Source organism: Burkholderia sp. b14 (genome assembly GCF_900156195.1).
In the GTDB taxonomy this organism is placed as follows: domain Bacteria; phylum Pseudomonadota; class Gammaproteobacteria; order Burkholderiales; family Burkholderiaceae; genus Mycetohabitans.
On sequence record NZ_FTPJ01000001.1, the window covers coordinates 181,334 to 201,411 of the forward strand.

The following is a 20,078-nucleotide window of genomic DNA, read 5'->3' on the forward strand; positions in this document are numbered from 1 at the left end:
AGATTCACTTAGAGTCGCTAACGCAACCTGGACGTCAGGCCGTAAGGCGCGTATTCTAAGGTCATGGCAAGACGCAAAATCAGCAATGAATTGTGGGCGGTGCTGGAGCCGTTGATTCCAGCATTCACGCCCTCACCGAAAGGCGGGCGTCGGCGCACTGTTGACGACCGGGCGGCATTGAACGGTATTCTGTATGTCCTGCATACAGGCGTTCCATGGGAAGACTTGCCGCAGGAGCTCGGCTTTGGCAGCGGCATGACATGCTGGCGCCGATTGCGCGACTGGCAGGCCGCAGGCGTGTGGAGCAGGCTGCATCTGGCGATGCTTTGCCGGTTGCGTGAACATGACCAGATTGATTGGGAGCGAGCGAGCCTGGATGCGGCCAGCGTTGCCAGCCCCCGGGGGGCCAGGAAACCGGCCCCAACCCGACGAACCGGGGCAAACTCGGGAGCAAACGGCATCTGGTCGTAGATGCCCGGGGCGTTCCCTTGGCGATCACAGTCACGGGTGCCAACCGACATGATTCGATGGTGTTCGAGCGCACCCTCGATACCCTCCCAGCCGTGCCGGGCTTGAGCGGTTCGCCGCGCAAACGTCCGAGCAAACTGCATGCGGACAAGGGCTACGACTTTGCCCGCTGCCGACGCTATCTGAAGCAACGCGCAATCACTGCACGCATCGCCCGTCGAGGCGTAGAAAAGCGCGAGCGGCTCGGACGGCATCGCTGGGTAGTTGAGCGCACGCACGCCTGGTTTGCCGGTTTTGGTAAGCTGCGCATCCGCTTTGAGCGGCGTCTGGACATTCATATCGCCTTGCTCCGCTTGGCCGCTGCCGTTATCTGTTCACGTTTCGTGGACGACTTGTGTTAGCGACTCTTAAAGCATCCGTTGATTTGCCTTGCCGAGCTGATCCGCTGGGATCGGTTGAGCGCGGCGATGCATGCGAGTTCGTGCCGCACCGAGGCCGACAGACAAGCTTGCCGCGCTTGATCGCGGCGCGGCTGTATTTGCAGCACGCCCTCGACTCGTCGCTCTGGCGATGGCTGGAGAAAACGTAGTAGCAAGTATTCACCGGCAAGACGTACATGTAGACTAAGCTGCCAATCGATCCGTCGAGCCTGACGCGCTGATGCAAGCGACTGCACACAGCCAGCGTTGAAGAATTGCTCGCCGAGGCGCTCGAAGCGGCCAAGCGTGCCCACGCTGTCAAGACTTCGAGCCAGCCATTGGGTGGTTGCGGCTCAAATAACTTGCCCCTCTTCGCCATGTTGAGCGCTCACGCTCATTGTCAGGTAGTCCGCTTCGCCCAGTAGGTGAAGTGTTCGCTGTTGAGCGCAACGCGTTTGCCTTGCCATTCAAAGTACGTGTCTGTCAATGGCACGGAGTGCTTGAAATGGATAGGTGGCCAGGTGTTTGGGATCAGCTTACCAACCATGCCCAATCTTTTGTCGATCTTGATGCGGACGAGGTCACGCAAACCAGTGCGCGCTCGCTCGTGCGAAAGGGCCGGTGTTCCGATGGTTCAGCGTCGGTTTGACTCATGCCGGCGACGTTTATGCATCAAGAAGACAAGCGATCGGCTAACGGGCTTAACCTCAGCGCACTCGAACGCATAAAGATTAAGAAACATTATGGTGGTGGTGCCACCCTGGCGTTTATCTCAAATCAGCACGATGAGCTTGCTCAAGTACTGAGTCGGGCTGATATCTTAAAAATTGCAAGCTATGACTGCGCAGCCCAGGCGTTGCAAGCGGTGCTCGACTGTGGGCTGACGCTTGGCAAACGCGGTTTCAGCCGGGGCGATATCGTCAGAATCGCGGGCAATGGCGGCGGGGCACAGGCGCTGCAGGCGGTGCTTGAGCTTGAGCCAACGCTTGGCGAACGCGGTTTCAGTCGAGCGGATATCGTCAAAATCGCAGGCAATATCGGTGGGGCACAGGCACTGCATACGGTGCTTGAGCTTGAGCCGACGTTTCGCGAGCGCGGTTTCAGTCGAGCGGATATCGTCAAAATCGCAGGCAATATCGGTGGGGCACAGGCACTGCAGGCGGTGCTTGAGCTTGAGTCGACGTTTCGCGAGCGCAGCTTCAACCGAGCGGATATCGTCAGAATCGCGGGCAATGGCGGTGGGGCACAGTCGCTGTATTCAGTGCGTGACGCTGGGCCGACGCTAGGCAAACGTGGCTTCAGCCGGGTTGATATCGTTAAAATCGCGGGCGGTGGCGCGCAGGCACTGCATACGGTGCTTGAACTTGAGCCGACGCTTCGCAAGCGCGGCTTCAATCCGACCGATATTGTCAAAATCGCAGGCAATGACGGTGGCGCGCAGGCACTGCAAGCGGTGCTTGAGCTTGAGCCAGCGCTTCGCGAGCGCGGTTTTAGCCAACCCGATATTGTCAAAATGGCGGGCAATGACGGTGGCGCGCAGGCATTGCAGGCAGGGCTTGAGCTTGATCCAGCGTTTCGCGAGCGCGGCTTCAATCCGACCGATATTGTCAAAATCGCAGGCAATATCGGCGGGGCACAGGCACTGCAGGCGGTGCTTGAGCTTGAGCCAGCGTTTCGCGAGCGCGGTTTTAGCCAACCCGATATTGTCAAAATGGCGGGCAATAGCGGCGGGGCGCAGGCATTGCAGGCAGGGCTTGAGCTTGAGCCAGCGTTTCGCGAGCGCGGCTTCAATCCGACCGATATTGTCAAAATCGCAGGCAATAACGGCGGGGCACAGGCACTGCAAGCGGTGCTTGAGCTTGAGCCAGCGCTTCGCGAGCGCAGTTTTAGCCAACCCGATATTGTCAAAATGGCGAGCAATAGTGGCGGGGCACAGGCACTGCAGGCGGTGCTTGTGCTTGAGCCGACGCTTCGCGAGCGTGACTTCCGTCAGGCTGACATCGTCAAAATGGCGAGCAACGGTGGCAGCGCCCAGGCGCTGAACGCAGTGATCAAGCTTGGCCCAACCCTGCGACAGCGCGGTTTCAGTCGAGCGGATATCGTCAAAATCGCGGCCAATGGCGGTGGGGCGCAAGCACTACAAGCGGTGCTCAAGCATGGGCCAACACTGGGCGAGCGCGGCTTTACTCTGACCGATATCGTCAAAATGGCGGGCAATAATGGTGGCGCTCAGGCGCTGAAGGCAGTGCTCGAGCATGGGCCAACACTGGATGAGCGCGGCTTTACTCTGACCGATATCGTCAAAATGGCGGGCAATAATGGCGGGGCTCAGGCGCTGAAGGCAGTGCTCGAGCATGGGCCAACACTGGATGAGCGCGGCTTTACTCTGACCGATATCGTCAAAATGGCGGGCAATATCGGCGGCGCTCAGGCATTGAAGGTAGTGCTTGAGCATGGGCCGACACTGCGGCAACGTGACTTGAGTCTAATCGATATCGTGGAGATTGCGAGCAATGGCGGCGCCCAGGCGTTGAAAGCGGTGCTCAAATATGGGCCGGTGCTCATACAGGCAGGACGCTCCAACGAGGAGATCGTACAGGTGGCCGCGCGCCGAGGCGGAGCCGGTCGAATACGAAAGATGGTGGCCCCTTTGCTGGGCGGCAATAGAGACGGCGTTACCAGCATTGAAGGCCCGTGACAAGGCGCAGGGCGTGCTGGTGGTGCCACGGTGGCCACATGGTTGCCCGTTGCCGTGCGCGTGAGTAAGGCGCTGAACTTCAGTCGGCTGAACACGGGCGCTCGGGCCGCATTGCGTCACCCGCCAGGTTGTAGCCGCCACACTCGCCGGCATAAGTGAGGTTGCATGTGACGGATAACAATCATAAAAAGTTACATGTAACAAAAAGAGATCAGTATGGTTCATGTAAACTCACGCGTTCAAAAACACCGTGACGCACTGCGTAAGGTAGGACTTCACCCGATACAAATCTGGATGCCAGATACACGTCGCCCCGACTTTGCGCAAGAATGCCGTCGCCAGTCTCAGCTTGTCGCCCAGGCGGACATGGCCGACCCGGATATGCAGCAATTTGTCGATGATACTGTGGCGGATGTGAATGGCTGGACAGAATGAGGCGCATGCAAGGCGATTTTGGCAAACCCAGATCTGCTTTGGTAATTCAGGCCAACCAATTCGACGAGCACGCCACCGTGACCGTGCTACCGGTAACGAGTACGCTTGTTGCCGCACCATTGCTGAGCATCACGATCCAACCCAGCGCTGAGAACGGTTTGCAGAAGCCCTCACAAGTGATGGTGGACAACGCCATAACCGTGAAGCGGGGCAAGGTCGGACCAACGTTCGGGCGCATTAATATGCACGCATTGCTGGAGGTAGAGCGTTGCTTGGCAGTCTTCTTGGGTATCGCTAAGTAAGCGTTTGAGGAGTTGGCGGCGTGCCTGCCGCGCCAGCAGTTCTCGAACACGCGCACCTCGACCTCTTCGCTCACGCCCTCGTGCACAAGCGGCGAGTAGGCGTTACGTAGTCGGACCTGAACAATCCGTCCAGGCTTATGCAGCAAGGCTGGGAAGCTGAAAAGGTATTGTGGGAATTGCAAGAGGCAGGCATATTGGCGTGAATTTCCTGCAAATTTCGACGAGGGTTGAATGGGTCCGAAGACGCCGGCGCCAGAGGGAGATTTGTTCCGCCAGCCGCTGCGCGAGCAGATCAACTTAAAGCATCCATTGGTTCGTCTGGCCGATCTGATTGATTGGGACCGATTGAGCACGGCGATGAGCGCGAGCTTCGTGTCGCAGCGCGGCCGGCCGGCAACGTCGCCGCGTTTGATCGCGGGGCTGCTGTACTTGCAGCATGCGTTCGACTTGTCGGATGAGGACGTGGTCTGGCAATGGCTGGAGAACCCATATTGGCAGGTGTTCACCGGCCAGACGTACTTGCAGACGAAGCCGCCGATTGATCCGTCGAGCCTGACGCGCTGGCGCAAGCGGCTAGGCGAAGCCGGCGTTGAAGAACTGTTGGCCGAGACGATCGAAGCGGCCAAACGCGCGAACGTCATCAAGACTTCGAGCCTGAAGCGGGTGATCGTCGATACGACGGTGATGGAAAAGGCGATTGCGCATCCTACCGACTCGCGTCTGCTCGAGCGTTGCCGGGAACATCTGGTAAAAGCGGCCGCCCGGCACAGGCTGAAGCTGCGGCAAAATTACAATCGCGAGGCGCCGCGTCTGGCAAGCCAGGTAGGCCGCTATGCGCATGCGAAGCAGTACAAGCGGATGAACAAAGCGCTGCGCACTTTGCGTTCTCGAGTAGGACGCGTGATGCGTGATGTCCAGAGGCAGCTGGACGGCGTCGCTGAGCAAAGTCGCGCGGCGTTGGAAGCGCTGATTGGCCGCACGAAGCGAATTCTCACGCAAAAGCACAAGGACAAAAACAAGCTGTATGCGCTGCATGCGCCGGAAGTCGAGTGCTTGGCGAAAGGCAAACCACGCAAGCCGTACGAATTCGGCGTGAAGGTGTCGATCACGACGACGCACAAGGAGGGTCTGGTAATCGGAGCTCGTTCGATGCCCGGCAATCCCTACGATGGACACACGCTAGCCGAAGCGTTGGAACAGGCGGCGATCCTAAGCGACGTTCAGCCGCAGATGGCTGTCGTGGACCGCGGCTACAAGGGCGTCGCGGTCGATGGCGTGAAGCTCTATCATCCTGGCTTGCGACGCGGCATCACGCGCGGCCTGCGAGCAATGATTCGGCGTCGCAGTGCAATCGAGCCGGCCATCGGACACATGAAGTCAGACGGCAAGCTCGATCGAAATTGGCTCAAGGGTACGCTGGGCGATGCGATTCATGCGGTGCTGTGCGGCGCCGGCCACAACCTGCGCATGATCCTGCGCAAGCTGCGGCTTTTTTGCGCCCTGATCTGGCTTGCTCTGCTCAATCGCGAGGCTCACATGGTGTCAGCAGCATGAATTCGCCGCAGAGCAAAGCGAATTGTTCAGGACAGACTACGTAGGTACTTGCGCCCGCTGGCGTCACAACGTTAAGTCGCGGCCGCTTTCACAATTGGATAAGCTTTAGCTGGTTCGCCTTCGATTGCGAGCTTTGTTTTCCGGCATCTACGTTTCCTGGTCTGCTGCCGCGACGATGCTTGCCGGCACATCAAACGACACGCTGGCTTGCTAACTCAATCTTAAAATTATTGATGACGCCATTTTACAGTTAGCGTTTTCCAGTCTGTCATACGGTTCTGATCTCGTTAAGCAGCTCTGGGTGACGATCCAGCAACTTGAACAGCTTGACCAAGGCCAGCGGCGGTTTAGTCTTGCCGTTTTCGTAGCGCGAGAAAGCATTGACGCCACCGCCGAAAAGTTCGGCGGCCTGTCGCTGGTCAAGGCCGAGCCTCTTGCGCACCTTGGAGATATAGCTCGGATCAACATAGGCCGCATTGACTTGGCACTGGAACAAGCCCACCAGTTCGCTATAGCGGTCGCCGTGTTCACGGTCCAAGATGACTTCACCACAGGCAGGGCAAAAGTCGCCCGTTACCGCTGGAATGGAGGTAGTTTCACCTTTATAAGTGTAGGATACATCGCGGGTATCGTGGATCAGTTCCGCCGCGCCGCAGCATGGGCATTTCATGGTCACAACTCCTTGAAAGAAACGATCAGCACGTCATCAATGACAGTCAGCTTCAGGTACACCTCATCGCCAATTGCTGTCTTGGCGTGGTATACGTCCTGCCAGACACGATGATCGGCATGGGTCGTCATGCTCTTGTAGAAGTCGGCGGGAGTGAGCGCCAAAACAACGGCACATATTCCGGCCAGATCATTGAAGCCAAGCTCACGCGCTCCACTGTAGGCGCTAGCTGTGGCCCGGACTTGCTCGACCTTTACCAAATCTTTGACGACGGCTAATTTACAGTGCGGGGTGCCTTTCTCCACCAGGTCATTTTAACCTAATTGGTTGATTTGTGAGGTAGGTTAATAGCGAGAGTTGGAAGACGCTTACGCTGTCGAGGACGGGGACAAGGTGGAGGCGCAGGAACCGCGGCGCGCGCAGATGGTCGGGCAGCTGCAAGCCATCGAGCGTGCCCTGCAGGGCTGTGCCTCGGAGGTGCGCGCCGTGGCCGGTGCCATCGTCACCCTTGACCATGAGGGCGAAGCCGTGACGCATCGCGGGCTGCTGCACGAGGCTGAAGCCAAGGCGCTGCGCACGCTGCAAAGGCTGCGGCAGAGTTTCACCGGAAGCGAGACGCGAATGAGGACAAAGGCGATGAGGCTGACGAAGTGGCCAAGACTGCGAAGTTCTCCGACTGGCTGCGCAACGGTTGAGTATCCACCGCATGGCGGCACTGCAAATCGAAGTGGCCCGACATCCGCAGGTCGCGCCACTGTCGGTCCACGTCGGTCGTTCCTCCATGTTGAGGCATGCTTTGATGCCGCGGTCGATACGCTCGACGAGCTCTATCGCGGCGTCAGCCGAAGAGAATTCCGCTACAAGCTCTCCGGACTTCGAGGGATTCGTAGCATCCGCGCCGTACACGACGCAATGCGATTCAAGGTCGATGTTTCCATGGCGCAACGCCTTTTTTGGACGCTCAGTCGTTTGACGCCGTCGCCCCGAGGCGGCCGCCAACTGATAGCCGAAACCAGGCCGCGGGCCGATACCAAGATCGTTTCCTTACTGACTCGGACGTCAAAGAGCGGGGCCCGGAGACGGCAAAGCCTGTAGCGTTAAAACGGCATGTCGTCCGACGGCTCGCCTGGCAAAGGATGATGCCCGTAACCCATCAATAGTAGTCTTCTTCCCGTTGCGAACGTACCGCGAGGATCGTGACCGTGCATCCTTCCTCAATCTCGAACAGCACTACATAACCCGATGAGCCAAACGATACAATCAATTCGCGCAGGAACGGATTTTCCCCTTTAGCTTTGCGGCAGGTAAACGGAAAGGTACGCAGTACGTCGACACCCCGGTGGATCGCGTCGAGCGCGCGGGCAGCCGTATCCAAGTCCTGCTCAAGCAGGAATCGGTACAGCCGCACCAAATCCGCCCGCGCGGCACGCGTATAGCGAACGCGGTAAGTCAACCGTGCGACCCGCGAGCGGAGCGCGCCGCGTTGAGCATATCCTCAAGCTCAGTCAGTACTGCATCGGCCTGCACATATTCACCAGTGCGCTGCGCCTCTTCTCGGGCCGCAAGGCCACGTGCGATGAAGGCTCGCTGCAGCCGTCGATGCGCGACACCGGCCCGTAGGGCCGACTCCATAAACGCCGATAGTGTCTCGTTTTCGTTCAGCACGTCTTCCACCGCGTGTCGTAGCGTGGGCTCGACACGCAGTGCTGGGAGTGTCGCTGTCTTCATCATGGTGCCTTCATGTATTACATTTGCAATACAGTTTAGCGTCATCTGGCTTGATCGACAACGTTTTGTTTTACCCTATCGTATTATTGCGGCACAACCTCGCTGCTTACTCCATCGGTAATCTCCCCGTTTTCCACGAGGTTCAAAAGTAGAAACTATACGGCCATGGCCAGCCGCTGCTTTGGCGTCAATGCGCCTAGGATCATGTTCGGGTGATCGTGATTGTAAGTCCACATCCAGTCGGTTCTCGTCTACGCTCTCCAAAAGCATATCGAATTGCCACAACCGAGCCATGTACTTGAGCACTTCGTCAGTACGCAAAGCTTTCGAACGCGATTCTTTTTGCCCAAGAAAACTCGCCATACTGCCGAGACGCCGTTGTAAAAATCGACGCGTAGACTTTCAATCGTGTGCGTAGCGCGCATTTCCGATCTGATTTTCTCCTTTATATCCGAAGCCCGGGTGACGGCGGCTCATCGTCGGGCCGGTGATCCTCGTGCGGACCGAGCACGTCGAGGTATGCATCGAGAGCATGCTGAACCGACGCAGCAACCAACCGCGTAATGCCACTGTAATCGTCTGCCACGCGCAATTGTAAAAAATGTAATCGACATGAGGCGACAGAATACGTAAAATACGTATTGATCCTTATTAGGAGGTCAACATGCAGGCAATCACCGCCACCGAACTTGCCCGACAAACCCGTCAGATTTTAGATACCGTCGCGCGCCAAGGCCAAACCATCATCGTCGAGCGTAACCATGTTCCGGTGGCGCGAATTGTGCCCCCCAAACTGACCATGACCGCCACCCAAGCGCTCGCGGGGCTGTCCGTAGCGCTCACGCCGCGGCAGGCCACGGCTTGGCTGGCTGACAGCCGTACTGACTTGGATAACAGCGTGCGAGATTCATGGGCGTAATCCTTGACAGTTGCATTTGGGTCGCATTAGCCGCAAAAACGCTTGATTCGCAAACCGTGATCGAACTCGCTGGCGACGCACCCGTGTTCATCTCAGTCATTTCGTTGGGCGAACTCGGATTTGGCGTGCAAGCTTGTACGGATCCTGTCGAGCGGGCCGTGCGCGCTGCCCATCTACAACAGCTTGAGCGGCGCCCGATTCGTGAGGTGTCGCAGCAGACTGCCGCCGCGTTCGGCGTGCTTGCGGCTTTTGTCAAGCAATCTGGCCGGTCACCACGGCCTCGCTACAATGATCTGTGGATCGCTGCACAGGCGATCGAGCACGGCGATGCGCTGATGACACTTAACCGTGCCGACTTTGTCGACTTGCCAGGGTTGCGGCTCGTGACGCCTAGATAGAAGCGGCGCGCTTAGCCATTTAACAATGTAGCGACGTAGCCATTTGCGACGTGTCGGTTGGCAGATGCCACACTGCGTGCACACGAGGCCGGCGTTGCCTGTCAACAGCAATTTAGAAGTGGCTCTTCCACACTTTGTGTGAAGGTTCATGTCACAAGTCAGCACCGATTCAGCACGCGAGTACGCAGCAGTTGGAAGCCGGCACGGCCATACATTGGGCGCTTGAGGAACTTGAGCCGATTGACAGGGCCCTCGACGATACTGTTGCTGTAGGGTGTGAGTCGTGCAGCATGTACGGCATCGTAGTCGTGGCCAATGCTTGGCTGCGAACCGCTGCATTTCTGGTACACCGCTGGTTTGCGCTTGGCGCAGCCAGCTTGCCAACGCTTGATGTGCGCGGCGCTTGACTATGTCGGTGAACTCGAGCGACAGCCGCCGGATCGCCACAATCTGAGGGTTTCGCTCGGCGAATCGTTGAACAAAGCGTTGGATGTGCCGCTTGTTGTCGTCGGTGAGCGACGCCGTGCCCCGACCCATTAACTAGCAGCCTACGCGGCGAGTGGAAGGCACCGCTCATGACACAGCAGTATGCAGCTGCTGCGTGATTGCACAGGCTTGTCGCCAAGGCTGAAGGGCTTGGCGTACGATGCCGTAATCGCCGTTGAACCCTTGACTGACGATTTCCCAATACAACCTCGCCGCGTTTTGGCAGCCTTCACGCCAGCGCTGGGCAAGATACGCTTGATTCGTCGATCAGCGTCAGCTTATGGCAAAGAGGCCCCGCTACGGACCTTCGGGCAGGGGCGAAGGCGCCCTCATGCCCATACCCTTCGATACAGGTGAAGGTCTTTCGACCAAGTGGCGAGGTTCTTCCAAATCTTCCGCGGTTGCGTGCCAGAACTCTTGGCGGCTTCCTCGACTGCCTTGACCACGACTGGCACAGGCACCTCATCAAGGATGACCGAGAGCTGCGATTCGCAACCTTGGGGGATCTGTCCTGTTGCCAGCGCGTTCAACAGCAAAGGCTCAGTCAGATGCTCTTCGTAGCTGACGTTCGCACTTACGGCCGCCTTGTAAAGGCCTTTCTGCTCCGGCCGTCGCTTGACTGTCAATTCGATCCCGAGCACGCTGAGTAACGCAATCAGCTTGTTGACGCCGAGATCCTTTAACTTGCCCGTTTCAAGCTGATTGACGGTGAACCGAGACAAGCCGGACAGCCTCGCTAGTTGCGCCTGAGTGAGACCGAGTTCTGTCCGCCGTTTCGCCACAGCCCATCTTATCTCGTAAAGTTGCATGGTGAACCTCCCGGCCGCTCACTGGGGCGGCGCATATATGTAAAGTATCTTACAGAAAAGATTTTCAAGGCCCTGATCTTACGTGGCTGCAATATGGGGTAACTTTATAAGCGTGCGCTAAGCTGCCGCCCCCTTGGCGCGCGCAGTGCCAGAGGGAATGAGCGGCTTTTTCTCCGTTGACAATCCGCCGTGTAACGTCCACTTCGGCTTCAGCCCGCTCGGTTCGCTGCAGTGCTGACTACAGTGTGGGGCCGCAATTGTCGTGTCTACCCGCGCGAACAAGAACCTGCAAAAATAGGGCGGCTATAGATTTAGCCGACAATCAAAATGATTTTCCGAGTATCCGAATTTGAGTGTGTTTTGTAGCTTGACGCATATGAACATTGTTCGTAATATTGAGCCACTTTCGACAACTGCTGCAGAGGTCAACAGTGAAGACTATTCTCTGGATGTTGCGTTTTCAATTTGTGCCGTTCTTCATCGGTGCTATCGCCGCTGCTGTATCGGGCTATATCTTGTTTGTCGACGTTCCCGCAACAGACAATTCGGCCCCCTGGGTTGCAGCTCATTTAGCGTTTGGCGAGATGCCGTGGACCTTGGCATTCATATCCGGTTGTGGTTGCATCATTTACTCATGGTGGCAAGCGTTTAAACGCAAAATGTGATGGCGAGCGGATCAAGGGCGGTTCGCATCAACTTGCCCAGCCCAATGCCTGCCGATATTAAGGCGATTCGCGTGGCTGCTGGATTGAGTCAATCAGAAGCAGCCTTCAAGGTCTATCGAACAGTTCGAAATTGGCAGCAATGGGAAGCTGGAGATAGGCGTATGGACCCGGCCCTGTGGGAGTTGTTCAAGCTCAAGATTGCCATGCACAATGTTCGTTAGCTGTCGTATGGTTGCCCAACGTCAAATCCGGATGACCGATTTTTCTTGCGCCCACTTCTGCCATGCCTTCTTAAGACGCTCGGCGGTGATCAGCTCCACGCCGAGGACCTCGCTGACCGCGAGCGTGGTCTGCCCGGCCTCGAACAGCGTCGCGATATAACTGTTTCGCAGCGTCTGGGGACTGGCGCGTGCCTGCCGCCTGTCGGCCACGCCGCAGGCACGCATGATGGCCTCGGTGGCGCGCAGCGCGGTGACCGCGTGCATCGGCCGCGCGTCCCCTTCACTGGGAAAGACCCATGAACTGTCAACACCGCTGGTGTGCCGTTCGACTAACCCGCGCGCCAGCACCGAGTGGGCAAAGGGTTCGGGCCGGGATACGGTTTGGCTATTGGCGCAGGTCGTCCATCTGATAAATGATCGGCTCGCCGCGGAACGCGATTCGCTCGAGCGTTCCCGCCAGAAGTTCAAGGCCGAGACGGCTGAGGCTTTGGTATTGGCTAAGAAGCCCGAAAATGAGCGCAACGAGGCTCGACGATAGGCCGCGGAAGTCCAGTCCAGGATCGCTTGCGGAAGGTTCAGCGCGAGCTGGTCGTTACTGTCGGGCGGGCTGCGTCGGCGGAAGCGAAGCCGGTTGAGCTGGGGCAACGCGCGGAAGTGTTTGCGGCCGACCCGCGAACCGAACGTGAGCGCCGTGACTTGGCGGAGGCGGCTCGGCGCGACGCCGAGGTGGAAGCAGGGCGTGTCGCCAGTGAGGCGAAAGCATTGCGCGAAGCGCTCGACAAGCATGAAGCCCTGATCGGCAAAATCCAGAATTACGCTGGCGTGTGAGGCCGTGACCGGGACAAGGTCAGCCGCTTCTGTCGTTTCCTTGAATTGATGACACGTTCTAGAACAATTGCCTGTCTTCTATTAGTCTTTTCCTTGTAGCGCGTTGCGCATCATGCTACACTTGCTGCATGATAATCAGCTTTCGGCACAAAGGGCTTGAAGCCTTGTTTCGTGAGGATTCCACGCGAGGTGTGCAGGCAGCCCACGCGGCCAAACTCCGCCGCATCTTGGCTGCGCTCAACGCCGCCTGTTCGCCGCGAGAATTGGATCAGCCTGGCTATAGATTGCATCTCTTAAAAGGAGACATGAAAGAGCACTGGTCAATATGGGTCAACGGTAACTGGCGCGTCACCTTCCGATTCGTCGGGGTTGACGTTGAGCTGGTCGATTACCAGGACTATCATTAAGGATTACAACATGATGAAGCATCATCCGCACCCCGGCGAGCTGCTGCGTGAGGACGTGCTGCAACCGCTTGAAATTGACGTGTCCGAAGCCGCTGCGCGGCTCGGGTATAATCGCACGTCGCTCTCGCGTGTGCTGAACGGGCACTCCGGCATCAGCCCCGATCTTGCCTTGCGGCTGGAACGCGCAGGCGTCAGCACGGCGCGTTTCTGGATGAACCTGCAAACCAATTACGAACTTTGGCAGGCTGAACAGCGCGAACAGCCGCCTGTGAGGCCGTTGCAGTCGAACGACTCCATCTCGGATGCATTAAAAGTGCGATGATAAGCATCGCACAGCTTATCGGCGACGATCGGGTGAAAGTTGACGAGGAATCGCAGCTCGTGTACTGCGGCAGGCGGCGCATCCCTCAGGCGTGAGCAGTGGCCGGGCGGTATGATTGGTTTGCCTGGCCGATCTGGTCGACTGGAATCGGTTGAGTACGGCGATGAGCGCGCGTTTTGTGTTGCACCGGGCCAACCGGTCAGCCACGCTACGCTTTAAACGCAGTGGGCGACACGACGGATCCGGAGCGATTTATGCGAGAGTTGGCGCTCCGTTCCCCGCAACACGAGGAGGTTTTGATGACGATTGCACAAAAACTCGAGCAAAAAGGTCTGGAGCGCGGCCGGATGCTGGGACGTGAAGAAGGACACAAGGAAGCCGCGCTGAAGATTGCGCGCACGTTGCTAGAAAACGGCTTGGAGCGCGAGACGGTCAAGCGGATGATGGTCTTGTCCGAAGCCGATATGAAGCAAATCTGTCGCTAATAGAGCAATTCAGCGCTTAGCAATATAGGGGCTGTTTCGCGTCTGGTTGCCCACAGTCAAATCCGGATGGCCGATTTTTCTTGCGCCCACTTCTGCCATGCCTTCTTAAGACGCTCGGCGGTGATCAACTCCACGCCGAGGACCTCGCTGACCGCGAGCGTGGTCTGCCCGGCCTCGAACAGCGTCGCGATATAACTGTTTCGCAGCGTCTGGGGACTGGCGCGTGCCTGCCGCCTGTCGGCCACGCCGCAGGCGCGCATGATGGCCTCGGTGGCGCGCAGCGCGGTGACCGCGTGCATCGGCCGTCCGTCCCGCCCGCCCAGAAAGACCCATGGACTATCGACGCCACTGGCGTGCCGTTCAGCTAGCCAGCGTGCCAGCGCCAAGTGTGCAAACGCCTCGGGCCGGGGTTGATGCGAAAAACGCGAGCCTGGCGAGCTGATGTGCATGAGTCGGTCTGGCCCAATATTAATGCAGTTAACCGTCAGTTTAAGCGCCTGCGACACCTTCAACCCCGCTCCCAAAAACGTGGCCACCAACGCACGATCTCGTAAAGTCTGCCAGCGTGCGTAATGGGCATTATCGACAGGGGACAGCAACGTGTCGATGATGTGCTGCCTTTCCTCCGATGTTAGGAAATCGGTGTCCTGGTTGCCCTTGACGCGCTTCCAGGTGGCTTGGCTGTCTCGCAATGCGCCGACAGCGGGATTGGCGTTTTTGCTTTGTTGCGTACACGCATGGATATCGATGAACACACGCTCAATTAATTTGCGGTAACGCGCGCGTTGGTCTCGATTCTCGCGACGCAAGCTGGCTAGAAAGGCGCAGATCGTATCGGGCGTCGTTGCGCTCAAAGGGATACGGCGCACTTGAAGATAGCGTACGAACGCGCGCCATTGCGCAAGATAGACTTTAGCCGTGGAAGGCCGCAAGGTGCGAGAGGTGCCCCGCCCAGCTTGGCGAGCCAACCAGGCTTCAAATGATTGAATGGGCGCGCGGTCCCAGTCGATGCGCTCTCGGGCAGCAAACAAATCAGCTTCGGTCATGGCACACAGAGGAGTGGGTGTTGATAGGTAAATGACTGTTAACTGCGTAGTTAATATACCGCGTACAACTTTCGGACAACAGGCAACTCTATCCATGGCCGCCGAGATGATCCACCTTGGGCTGCGCTAAAGTAGCATCATCTTGGCACAGAAGGCCGTCGGCGTGACGATACACGTGCGACCGATACTGTTTGGCTGCAGCAGCCCAACGCGGCGATCGCCGGTCACCAGGTAGTCGGCTTCGCTAGTCAGCGCCATTGCCAGGAGAAATGCGTCACTCGGATCGTTTGTGTCGATGCCTTCCGGTAAGGGCCGCAGCGCGTTCAACACGACCGCACGCTGAAAGCGAAACAAGTTCAGCAGGCAAGTTATTATAGGGAATCGACGGCACTGTCAAATTGGTCAATTCGATAAGGGAGTGAGAAAGACGCAGCGCGAAGCGATGCTGCACAGCAGGCTAGCGGAAAGTGGGCGGATAGTGCAATGTCAATGCGCAGACGCTGTTACAGCCTCTGTTGGCAATGCACACTGCTCTGCCAGGCGGCATCCAAAACGCTCCATTAAGGCTGGAGGCATTGCCCGGTTGATGCTGCTTCTCGTCAGCCGCTTGCATGGCCCGCCTGGGATGTCGCGGCTTGTTCACCAGATTAGCTGCCAAAAAACTTACGTTTACGACGTATCGCCGCGCTCATCTGTTCGCTTTTCGCTAACCTGCTGCGCAACCTCGCTATGCGGGGCGCCTTCGTTACTTATCGCTGAGTTTGCCGATGGACTTCGATCTGAATGCCGCCTTAAACGACTATCAGGCCTATATCTGCGCGTTAGAGACTCGCCCGCAAACTGCTGCGTTGGCGCCCCCACCACCGCAGCCGCTCGGCGCCGCGTGGGCTAACCCATCGGCCAAGCGGCCTATCACCTATCAGGACCTACCGGCCGAGGTGATCGCGCGCATTGGCGACTACGTGCCCATTCAAGACGTGATGTCGTTTTCCACCGTCGATCGGTGCACGTATCATGCGATGCAGCCCAGGCGCTTGGTCCACCGCTATTGGCAACGGGCGAAGCAAGCCGTGAACCATGAGGCGATTAAACAACTGCTTAATGAAATGGATGGCACGCTCGCTGATCCAGCGCAGCACGCCGAACCTCTAGACGCACTGTGCCAGCGGCTGCGAGCGTTGCCGGAAGCGGAGCAAGTCGACGCATTCAAGCGATTATTTCTCGCCGCAGAGCGTATTCCGAAGAACGGGGTGACGATACAAAAGGCGATGATTCTCGCGTTTCGTGATTTTCCTTGGCACCAGCGTCCCGAATTATTCGATTTCTCCTATGCCATGGCCGAGCGGCGGAGGCACAAGCAGGAAAATGTCTGGCCGGAACTGGCGTTCGGATTGAGGTCTTTGCCGCCTGGCTCACCTCAATTCGCTGAGCGTTACCAAGTGCTTTTAGCCCAACTTTCGTCTTTAAGTGTATCCGAGCAAGCGAAGCTGATTCCGATATTGTCCAATTTACTATGGAGCTTTTGTCCTACAGACGCAAGAGTTTCCGGGCTGTATGCGGTCTTACGCGAGCGGACCTTGCAACTGCCACCGTCCCAGCAAGGCGCGTCACTCGGCGCGCTGACACGCGACTCACGGGCGTTGCCGGAAGCGGAGCAACCCGCGCGCTATGCGGAGATGCGCGATCTGGCCATATCACTGCCGGATGAGCAGTGGGGGATCGCCTTACGCTATGTACCGCTAGGAATCAAGGGGTTGCCAGCTGCACGACATGCACAAGAATTAGCCTTATTAACGCACCATTTGGCACGCGTGTTGCCGATGCAGCGCAGGCAGGCGGCAATCGGACTGCTTTTATGTACCTCTTATATGGATGATGTGCTATCAAAACGGGTGTGGCAGCAGGCGTTGAATCTGCTGGTTGGCGCTGGCGAGGCAGCACTATTGGATGTTCTCAGCGAGCTCCGAGAAATAGGCTTGATATGTCGCTTGAAAAATCGCCAACTGCAACTTGCGACGGACGAAATCACCCTCTTTATGGAGGCCAATCGATTTTCTGAATCGGCACGTGCGCGAATACTGGACAGTTTTCATGGCTGAGAGGTTAGCTATCTTAATGGTAGTTTTTGCGCGTATATGAGCCTATCCGAAATTTTATGTGTGAAGCTTAAACTGATAGCCAAGGCCGGGGACGCTGGAGCGGACGACGGTCCACGAGCAGTTCGCGGCGTTCAAGAAGGCGATTTTCGAGCGTGCGCTGGACGGCGAGTTGGCCCACCACCTGGGTTATGAGAAGGGCGAAGCCAAGCTGGCAGGCAACACGAATCACCGCAACATCACGAGCCGCAAGCGTGTCACGACCGACGACGACACATTCGACGTCGAGATCCCCCGCGATCGCGAAGGCACCTTCGATCCGGTGCTGATTGCCAAGGGCGCGCGGCGCTTCACCAGGTCAGACGACAAGATCATCGCGATGTACGCGCGCGGCATGAGTGTGCGCGAAATTGAGAGTTTTTTGCTGGAGATATATGGCATCGAGGTATCACCGGATTTCATCAGCACGGTGACTGGATAGCGTCAAGCAGAATGGCCAATCGTGTTGCCTCATGGGATGATGTTACTCTCGGGTAATTGTCACTCTCCGGTTTTTTTTCGATGAAGGCTGGTGCTGCATAGCAGCGCCAGCCTTCATCGCGTCGGCATCACCCAGTATTCTGACTACCCGTTCTCTGGCGCGGTTCGATCGCCATGCCTTCACGCGGCGCTGCACAGTGCGCAGCTGCGCGCCGGAATACATCGCCGGTGCCCTGGCGACGAGACGCTCATGTAGCTTCTTGGCCGTGATGCCGGGCTCAGTTTCCAGCCATTGCTGTATCGTCGGCCACGTATGCTCGAATGATCTCGTACCGACTGTCAACGCTTATTCACGGCCAGAAACGATGCTCTACGCTGATTGTGGCATGGGCTGGTTCCGACGTGATTGTCGGACTTCGAGCGGCACAGTGAATTGCGCGAGAACGATACGCTTGCCTTCCTGAACGGTAATCGCGTTACCTTGCTGGTCCCGCAGCACATACGGCTGGCCAGTCTTGAGCACACGATAGATACGATTGATTAGACGCGTGGCGACAGCACATATGGCCTGCTTGTGGTGGTGGCCTTTGTTCACCATGAGCCTCCAGTAGACGGCGGCAAGGTCCGGGTCAATCTTGCGAGCGACGTCTGCGGCGATATACAGTGCCCGCTTGATGCGATCGCTACCGCTCTTTGTTAGCCGTTGCCCTGGTTTGTCTATGCCGCCAGATGAATTTTTGGTCGGGAACATGCCGCAGAATCCACGAATATGGTCTTCGTTACGGAAACGCTTTGCGTGGCCGAGTATCCCGATAAGCAACGGGGCCAAAGTTGATCCGACGCCGGGAATTGACCGAAGCGCATCGGATGGATGCACCCGCTGATAGATCCGTTCCACCTCGCGCTCTATCGCGCCGATGAGGCTCCCCCAAAAAACTGGGCCATTCAAAAGTAGAAAAATCCGGCATGATACAACCTTGACAAGCAGAAGGTCATGTCGTGAAGAAGAGCCGATACACTGAAGAACAGATTACATTTGCGTTGAAACAGGCAGAGCTGGGCACGCCGGCAGCGGAGGTGTGCCGCAAGATGGGCATCAGCGATGCGACGTTCTATAACTGGCGCCAGAAGTATGGGGCCTGGGCCCGTCGGAGCTGCGTCGCCTGAAGCAACTCGAAGAAGAAAACGCCAAGCTCAAGCGGCTGGTGGCGGACCTGTCGTTGGACAAAGCCATGTTGCAGGATGTGCTATCAAAAAAGCTTTGAAGCCTTCCCGGCTGCGTGAACTCACTACGGATCTGATGCAACGCTTCGGCGCAAGCCAGCGCCAAGTCTGCAAAGTACTGAAGCTGTCGCGTTCAGTGTACAGCTATCAGTCAATCGCACGAGACTCGAGTGCGATTATGCTGCGCATCAAGGAAATCACGCAAACACGCGTGCACTATGGCTATCGTCGGGTGCATGTGATGCTGCGTCGGGAAGGCTGGCGCGACAATCACATGCTGTAATTGTCTCTGTGACTTACTTTGGAGGCGGACATGGAAACGTATGTGGGTCTCGATGTGTCCCAAAAGGTTACGGCAATCTGCGTTGTTGATCGCGATGGGAAGAGCGTATGGCACGGATGCGTCATCTCGAACCCTGAGGAGATCGCCCGAGCTATTCGCCTACATGCGCCGGAGGCGGTGCGAGTCGGCATGGAGACGGGACCACTCGCCGTATGGCTATACCATAGCTTACGAGCCGATGATATCCCGGTTGATTGCATTCATGCTCGCCATGTCCACGCGGCTCTGGCGACCAACTGAACAAGACGGATACTAACGACGCACGCGGCATCGCTCAGCTCACGCGCAGCGGATGGTACCGCGGTCTCGAGGTCAAGAGCATGGCTAGCCACGAAGTGCGACTTCTGCTGACCGCGCGGGGAAAACTTGTGAGCATGCGAACGGGTCTATATAAACCAGGTTCGGGGCGTACTTAAGACGTTTGGCGTCATCCTGCCTGCAGGTAAAGGTGTGACATTTGAACGGCTTGTTGAGCAAAACATGCCCCCCTCATCTCTCGTACAAGGCGTACTTGATATCCTAATAGAGTAAGCATCCGGCGAAGGCATTCCAGGGCGTAAATGGCCGTCAATCAAGCTGCGGTGGGCACCCAGCGATGTGGTAGCAGGGTGGCGATGTCGTCGGCTCGATGGGTGGGCAATCGATTGAGCACGTCTTTGAGATAGACGTACGGGTCATGATCATTGAGCTGCGCGGATCGAATCAGGCTCATGATCGCCGCGGCGCGTTGTCCAGCGCGCAACGAACCGGCAAACAACCCGTTCGAGCGACTGATAGCCCAGGGACGAATCTGATTTTCCAGCCAGTTATTGTCGATGGGCACATGCCCATCGATTAGATAACGCGTGAGCGCCTCCCAGCGCTTGAGACTGTAGTCGAGCGCTTTGGCGATCGCCGATCCTTCACTGACCCGTTTGCGCTGAGTGAACATCCACTCATGTAGCGCATCGGCAATGGGCCCAGCGCGCTGCTGACGCACTTCCCCCCTGCGATCAGGCTCAAGTTGTGCAACGTCGCGCTCGACAGCGTAAAGTGCGCCGAAGTATTCCAGCGCCTGTTCAGCGATCTGACTCTT

At 57.5% G+C, this 20,078-nt stretch carries 26 protein-coding genes and 4 pseudogenes; 19 read left to right on the forward strand and 11 right to left on the reverse strand.

Annotation, left to right across the window (positions count from 1 at the left end; all coding sequences use genetic code 11):
• The first annotated feature begins 63 nt into the window (after nt 1-63).
• From B0B13_RS01010 to B0B13_RS01040, 6 genes and pseudogenes are all read left to right on the forward strand, one after another.
• Nucleotides 64-869 (forward strand): IS5 family transposase gene (locus B0B13_RS01010; RefSeq protein WP_139337242.1). Its coding sequence is split into 2 segments (ribosomal slippage): nt 64-394 and nt 394-869, totalling 807 coding nucleotides; the frame shifts between segments, so codons are not numbered across the junction.
• Between the two features lie 6 nt (nt 870-875).
• Nucleotides 876-1,219: pseudogene (locus B0B13_RS18815) on the forward strand (IS5/IS1182 family transposase); the annotation flags it as partial.
• 335 nt (nt 1,220-1,554) lie between these two features.
• Nucleotides 1,555-3,585, forward strand: a complete 2,031-nt coding sequence (locus B0B13_RS01025; RefSeq protein ID WP_286137194.1) for a TAL effector repeat-containing protein — start codon at nt 1,555-1,557, stop codon at nt 3,583-3,585.
• 216 nt (nt 3,586-3,801) lie between these two features.
• Nucleotides 3,802-4,020, forward strand: coding sequence for an antitoxin MazE family protein (locus B0B13_RS01030; RefSeq protein WP_076793892.1), 219 nt, complete (start codon nt 3,802-3,804; stop codon nt 4,018-4,020).
• Nucleotides 4,021-4,025: 5 nt separating this feature from the next.
• A complete protein-coding gene (locus tag B0B13_RS01035; protein WP_237574081.1) occupies nt 4,026-4,322 on the forward strand; it encodes a type II toxin-antitoxin system PemK/MazF family toxin in 297 nt (98 codons plus the stop codon).
• A 231-nt stretch (nt 4,323-4,553) separates the two neighbouring features.
• Entirely contained in the window at nt 4,554-5,876 is a 1,323-nt protein-coding gene (locus tag B0B13_RS01040; protein WP_076793896.1) for an IS5 family transposase, read from the forward strand.
• A gap of 268 nt (nt 5,877-6,144) precedes the next feature.
• Here B0B13_RS01040 and B0B13_RS01045 read toward each other — a convergent pair whose 3' ends face one another.
• Both B0B13_RS01045 and B0B13_RS01050 read right to left on the reverse strand, forming a co-directional pair.
• The gene (locus tag B0B13_RS01045; RefSeq protein ID WP_076793898.1) at nt 6,145-6,546 is read right to left on the reverse strand and encodes a type II toxin-antitoxin system MqsA family antitoxin; all 402 of its coding nucleotides are present in this window, start codon (nt 6,544-6,546) and stop codon (nt 6,145-6,147) included.
• 2 nt (nt 6,547-6,548) lie between these two features.
• The gene (locus B0B13_RS01050) at nt 6,549-6,851 is read right to left on the reverse strand and encodes a type II toxin-antitoxin system MqsR family toxin (RefSeq protein WP_076793900.1); all 303 of its coding nucleotides are present in this window, start codon (nt 6,849-6,851) and stop codon (nt 6,549-6,551) included.
• 49 nt (nt 6,852-6,900) lie between these two features.
• On the opposite strand from B0B13_RS01050, the pseudogene B0B13_RS18820 reads away from it, so the two are divergent.
• Nucleotides 6,901-7,297, forward strand: a pseudogene (locus tag B0B13_RS18820) (chromosome partitioning protein ParB); the annotation flags it as partial.
• Nucleotides 7,298-7,699: 402 nt separating this feature from the next.
• Here the strand turns inward: B0B13_RS18820 and B0B13_RS01060 are convergent.
• Together B0B13_RS01060 and B0B13_RS01065 are read right to left on the reverse strand one after the other, a co-directional pair.
• Entirely contained in the window at nt 7,700-7,999 is a 300-nt protein-coding gene (locus B0B13_RS01060) for a type II toxin-antitoxin system RelE/ParE family toxin (protein ID WP_076793904.1), read from the reverse strand.
• Nucleotides 7,996-8,277 (reverse strand): YlcI/YnfO family protein, encoded by a 282-nt coding sequence (locus B0B13_RS01065; RefSeq protein ID WP_370643232.1) that lies wholly within the window; start codon nt 8,275-8,277, stop codon nt 7,996-7,998. Before B0B13_RS01065 ends, B0B13_RS01060 begins: the two co-directional genes overlap by 4 nt.
• Nucleotides 8,278-8,938: 661 nt before the next feature.
• Here B0B13_RS01065 and B0B13_RS01070 point away from each other — a divergent pair.
• The 3 genes from B0B13_RS01070 (at nt 8,939) to B0B13_RS18140 (ending at nt 10,131) form a co-directional block, all read left to right on the forward strand.
• Nucleotides 8,939-9,193, forward strand: coding sequence for a type II toxin-antitoxin system Phd/YefM family antitoxin (locus tag B0B13_RS01070; RefSeq protein ID WP_076793905.1), 255 nt, complete (start codon nt 8,939-8,941; stop codon nt 9,191-9,193).
• A complete protein-coding gene (locus B0B13_RS01075) occupies nt 9,184-9,591 on the forward strand; it encodes a type II toxin-antitoxin system VapC family toxin (RefSeq protein ID WP_076793907.1) in 408 nt (135 codons plus the stop codon). Before B0B13_RS01070 ends, B0B13_RS01075 begins: the two co-directional genes overlap by 10 nt.
• 315 nt (nt 9,592-9,906) lie before the next feature.
• A complete protein-coding gene (locus B0B13_RS18140; protein ID WP_076793908.1) occupies nt 9,907-10,131 on the forward strand; it encodes a hypothetical protein in 225 nt (74 codons plus the stop codon).
• A gap of 275 nt (nt 10,132-10,406) precedes the next feature.
• On the opposite strand, the gene B0B13_RS01085 is transcribed toward B0B13_RS18140, so the two are convergent.
• Nucleotides 10,407-10,886, reverse strand: coding sequence for a helix-turn-helix domain-containing protein (locus B0B13_RS01085; protein WP_076793910.1), 480 nt, complete (start codon nt 10,884-10,886; stop codon nt 10,407-10,409).
• Nucleotides 10,887-11,317: 431 nt separating this feature from the next.
• On the opposite strand from B0B13_RS01085, the gene B0B13_RS01090 reads away from it, so the two are divergent.
• Both B0B13_RS01090 and B0B13_RS01095 read left to right on the forward strand, forming a co-directional pair.
• Nucleotides 11,318-11,551 carry a hypothetical protein gene (locus B0B13_RS01090; RefSeq protein WP_139337258.1) on the forward strand — a complete coding sequence of 78 codons (234 nt, stop codon included), beginning with the start codon at nt 11,318-11,320 and terminating at the stop codon, nt 11,549-11,551.
• A 44-nt stretch (nt 11,552-11,595) separates the two neighbouring features.
• Nucleotides 11,596-11,772 carry a helix-turn-helix domain-containing protein gene (locus B0B13_RS01095; protein WP_323074136.1) on the forward strand — a complete coding sequence of 59 codons (177 nt, stop codon included), beginning with the start codon at nt 11,596-11,598 and terminating at the stop codon, nt 11,770-11,772.
• Between the two features lie 21 nt (nt 11,773-11,793).
• Here B0B13_RS01095 and B0B13_RS18825 read toward each other — a convergent pair whose 3' ends face one another.
• Nucleotides 11,794-12,558, reverse strand: a complete 765-nt coding sequence (locus B0B13_RS18825) for a site-specific integrase (protein ID WP_237573980.1) — start codon at nt 12,556-12,558, stop codon at nt 11,794-11,796.
• Nucleotides 12,559-12,728: 170 nt separating this feature from the next.
• Here B0B13_RS18825 and B0B13_RS01110 point away from each other — a divergent pair, with 170 nt between their 5' ends.
• The 3 genes from B0B13_RS01110 to B0B13_RS01120 all read left to right on the forward strand — a co-directional run bounded on the left by B0B13_RS01110 (nt 12,729) and on the right by B0B13_RS01120 (nt 13,814).
• Nucleotides 12,729-13,007: a type II toxin-antitoxin system RelE/ParE family toxin gene (locus B0B13_RS01110; protein ID WP_076793916.1), complete on the forward strand. Its 279-nt coding sequence runs from the start codon at nt 12,729-12,731 to the stop codon at nt 13,005-13,007.
• 10 nt (nt 13,008-13,017) lie between these two features.
• On the forward strand, nt 13,018-13,329 hold the full coding sequence (locus B0B13_RS01115; protein ID WP_170872319.1) for a HigA family addiction module antitoxin: 312 nt from the start codon (nt 13,018-13,020) through the stop codon (nt 13,327-13,329).
• A 299-nt stretch (nt 13,330-13,628) separates the two neighbouring features.
• Complete coding sequence (locus B0B13_RS01120) at nt 13,629-13,814, forward strand: Rpn/YhgA-type helix-turn-helix domain-containing protein (RefSeq protein ID WP_237573978.1); 186 nt, start codon at nt 13,629-13,631, stop codon at nt 13,812-13,814.
• 56 nt (nt 13,815-13,870) lie between these two features.
• On the opposite strand, the gene B0B13_RS01125 is transcribed toward B0B13_RS01120, so the two are convergent.
• Nucleotides 13,871-14,860, reverse strand: coding sequence for a tyrosine-type recombinase/integrase (locus B0B13_RS01125; protein WP_076793920.1), 990 nt, complete (start codon nt 14,858-14,860; stop codon nt 13,871-13,873).
• 126 nt (nt 14,861-14,986) lie between these two features.
• Nucleotides 14,987-15,214 carry a PIN domain-containing protein gene (locus tag B0B13_RS01130; RefSeq protein WP_502686582.1) on the reverse strand — a complete coding sequence of 76 codons (228 nt, stop codon included), beginning with the start codon at nt 15,212-15,214 and terminating at the stop codon, nt 14,987-14,989.
• A 413-nt stretch (nt 15,215-15,627) separates the two neighbouring features.
• On the opposite strand from B0B13_RS01130, the gene B0B13_RS01135 reads away from it, so the two are divergent.
• Nucleotides 15,628-16,959: a hypothetical protein gene (locus B0B13_RS01135; protein ID WP_076793921.1), complete on the forward strand. Its 1,332-nt coding sequence runs from the start codon at nt 15,628-15,630 to the stop codon at nt 16,957-16,959.
• An 85-nt stretch (nt 16,960-17,044) separates the two neighbouring features.
• Nucleotides 17,045-17,431: pseudogene (locus B0B13_RS01140) on the forward strand (transposase); the annotation flags it as partial.
• 48 nt (nt 17,432-17,479) lie between these two features.
• Here B0B13_RS01140 and B0B13_RS01145 read toward each other — a convergent pair.
• Together B0B13_RS01145 and B0B13_RS01150 are read right to left on the reverse strand one after the other, a co-directional pair.
• Complete coding sequence (locus tag B0B13_RS01145; RefSeq protein WP_237573976.1) at nt 17,480-17,779, reverse strand: hypothetical protein; 300 nt, start codon at nt 17,777-17,779, stop codon at nt 17,480-17,482.
• Between the two features lie 27 nt (nt 17,780-17,806).
• Nucleotides 17,807-18,334: a transposase gene (locus B0B13_RS01150; protein ID WP_338910066.1), complete on the reverse strand. Its 528-nt coding sequence runs from the start codon at nt 18,332-18,334 to the stop codon at nt 17,807-17,809.
• A gap of 101 nt (nt 18,335-18,435) precedes the next feature.
• Between B0B13_RS01150 and B0B13_RS16900 the strand changes: the two are divergent.
• Nucleotides 18,436-18,931: pseudogene (locus B0B13_RS16900) on the forward strand (transposase); the annotation flags it as partial.
• 42 nt (nt 18,932-18,973) lie between these two features.
• A complete protein-coding gene (locus B0B13_RS19645; protein WP_139337259.1) occupies nt 18,974-19,243 on the forward strand; it encodes an IS110 family transposase in 270 nt (89 codons plus the stop codon).
• Nucleotides 19,244-19,574: 331 nt separating this feature from the next.
• On the opposite strand, the gene B0B13_RS01170 is transcribed toward B0B13_RS19645, so the two are convergent.
• A partial coding sequence (locus B0B13_RS01170; protein WP_139337260.1) for an IS66 family transposase occupies nt 19,575-20,078 on the reverse strand: 504 nt, incomplete at its 5' end.